The organism is Colwellia sp. C1TZA3 (genome assembly GCF_007954265.1).
Taxonomy (GTDB): Bacteria; Pseudomonadota; Gammaproteobacteria; order Enterobacterales; family Alteromonadaceae; genus Cognaticolwellia.
On sequence record NZ_VOLS01000121.1, the window covers coordinates 1 to 2,743 of the forward strand.

General features: G+C 38.2%; 3 protein-coding genes. 1 reads left to right on the plus strand and 2 read right to left on the minus strand.

The genetic code is table 11. The annotated features are described in order from the left end of the window. Positions 1-976 precede the first annotated feature (976 nt). The gene (locus ESZ39_RS17365) at positions 977-1,453 is read left to right on the plus strand and encodes a methylated-DNA--[protein]-cysteine S-methyltransferase (RefSeq protein ID WP_146881174.1); all 477 of its coding nucleotides are present in this window, start codon (positions 977-979) and stop codon (positions 1,451-1,453) included. Positions 1,454-1,472: 19 nt separating this feature from the next. Here the strand turns inward: ESZ39_RS17365 and ESZ39_RS17370 are convergent, their stop codons facing one another. Both ESZ39_RS17370 and ESZ39_RS18440 read right to left on the minus strand, forming a co-directional pair. Next, positions 1,473-2,129 carry a GNAT family N-acetyltransferase gene (locus ESZ39_RS17370; protein ID WP_146881175.1) on the minus strand — a complete coding sequence of 219 codons (657 nt, stop codon included), beginning with the start codon at positions 2,127-2,129 and terminating at the stop codon, positions 1,473-1,475. A gap of 59 nt (positions 2,130-2,188) precedes the next feature. Continuing rightward, on the minus strand, positions 2,189-2,383 hold the full coding sequence (locus tag ESZ39_RS18440) for a DMT family transporter (protein WP_146881176.1): 195 nt from the start codon (positions 2,381-2,383) through the stop codon (positions 2,189-2,191). Positions 2,384-2,743 lie beyond the last annotated feature (360 nt).

Sequence of the window (2,743 nt, forward strand, 5' to 3'; positions counted from 1 at the left end):
ACCAATCCCATTAAGTTATTGCTCACTTGTACTAGTTAAAATAGCTCAAGGCTGTGTTGCTCTCACTCCCAATAGCCAGCTATTGCTCAATCGAGCGCCTTACCTTGAATTATTTTTCCTGCGCACAACAAGATCACAAACTTAATGGAACTGGTATTAAAAGCAGTCTATAAATTAACTACTTAGGCTTTTTTAATATGAGCTATAAATTTAAGCTGGTATTTATTAAGGCCTAGTTATTAAGAGATCATCTTTAACTCAAATATATCTTAGATTGCAGTTTTTTTACTATTTTTGCTCAGGTAACTTTACAGCAGATCAGCAACCATACTTGCTTACAACAAGTTTTATCATGCCAGATCGCTTGGTTTTAATATTAGTATTAGCCAGCTTATAAAAAATATTCATTCCAAGCCCTAAGCCAGGTTTTATGGTGACAAATAAGGAAAGTATTTTAGCTTTTATTTTAACCTCTAAGCCTCAACCATCTTCTTAATATATAGATCAGCGGTCAAATTACAGAACTAATCAAAACCAGTAAACTGAAGGTGTATTTCACTGGCTTTTAGCTCACTGTCTCACGAACCTGCTGTTGTTAAATCATTTCCGCTCTTGCCAACTGCTTTACAATAATACCAATCCCATTAAGTTATTGCTCACTTGTACTAGTTAAAACAGCTCAAGGCTGTGTTGCTCTCAATCCCAATAGCCAGCTATTGCTCAATCGAGCGCCTTACCTTGAATTATTTTTCCTGCGCACAACAAGATCACAAACTTAATGGAACTGGTATAACAAGTGCAATTACAGTAATAGAACAAATATGTTAAGTGTTGAGGTTTGTGAAAGTGCGCGCTTATGTGGCAATATATTTATAGCAGTCGCTGGCAGCTCAAAGCTAATGACACCATTTCATCACTAAATGTTAGCGCCACATTTCATTACTAGATGTCAGTTCTAAAACTAAGGAACCTTTAAATGTATTACTGGACTTATCAATCACCCTTAGGTGAAATTGCCTTAACGGCAAACGACAATGGCTTAAGCGCACTGGCTTTTCAAGCCGGAAAGTCACCGATCACACTAGCCGGTTTAACTGAAGATAACAGCAAATTCAAGCAAGTTATTCAACAATTAACCGAATACTTTAACGGTGACAGAAAACACTTTGATCTGCCGCTAGCACCTGATGGCACCAACTTTCAAAAGCAGGTTTGGCAAGCGTTAATTCAAATACCCTGTGGCGAAACCAAAAGTTATGCTTGGATCGCCAAGCGTATTAATAATGAAAAAGCGGTTCGCGCCGTAGGCTCCGCCAATGGAGCAAATCCCATTGCGCTAATCGTGCCGTGTCATCGTGTTATCGGCAGCAACGGTAAATTAACCGGTTATGCCGGTGGTTTGGCATTAAAGGCAAAACTATTGATGCACGAAGGTGCACAATTTAAGGTTTAATACTTATGCCCGTTCCACTTTAATCATTTTTACGATAAAAATACAGAGGGATCGCAACTTCAAATCCTAATTTCTCATATAAAAACAAACCCGCCTGAGAAGCTTGCAAACTAAATAGCTGTGCACCACTTTGCCTAGCATGGGTGATTAGGTGCTGCATCATCTCCTTGGCTAAACCTTGACCACGAAAAGCAGGTAGGGTCGCCATTTGGTGCAAGCCCATAATATCACCGGTTTTATGTAGAATGGCCGTCACGGCAATATCTTGACCAATTTTTAACGACAGCACAGTATTATTTACATTTTTAGCCAGAGCTTTGATCACCTTTGCATCAATTTCATAGTTAAAGCCCAATCCACAAGCAACAGCCCAATGAGTATAATCAGTTTCCACCTCTACCCGTGGCGATAAACTCGCGGTTAAAATAGTATCAAGCTTTAAATTCATCAAGGTTAGTTGAGAACGAGTAAACTGCTCAGCTTTAATATCATCAATGCTGAGCCACACTTTGTTACCTAACTGGCTAATTGTCACTTCAGAAGTAGCGCTAAACCCAGATTGCCAATATTTATTAGGCCAACTTTTATGGCGAATATAGTCACCCTCAAGACCATAAGGCATTGTTAATAAAAAACTATCTAGATTCGCAAGGTTTGCGCTAATTAAAGACTTCATTTCGCCTCCTTATTAATTAAAATTAAACCAACAATCATTAAGACAATTCCAAGTGATTTTTACCAATCGATTTGCTTGACTGGACTATCAAAAAAACCAAAATGGCTGATAATGATGCTAATAACTAACTGTCCCCTCAGTGCAAAGCTCATAACATTACCCACGCCACTTTTTGGAATATTGTGCTGGGGTAATACCGAGATAACTAGCAATATGATATTGAAGTAAACGAGCAACAATATTAGCGTGCTCATCAATAAAACGCCGATAACGCTCTTTTGCTTAAAATGGTAGCGTTTGCATTTCTTTTTGTTCTTTTTCGAGTAGCCAATGAGTTTCTAAATAATGAACTTGGAAATGGCACAGCTCTAAATTAGTAAACATGAGCTGACGATATTGGCTGAAATTAATTTTGATAATAGTCGATGATTCAATCGCTTGTACTGCTAAGTTATACCAGTTCCATTAAGTTTGTGATCTTGTTGTGCGCAGGAAAAATAATTCAAGGTAAGGCGCTCGATTGAGCAATAGCTGGCTATTGGGAGTGAGAGCAACACAGCATTGAGCTATTTTAACTAGTACAAGTGAGCAATAACTTAATGGGATTGGTATTA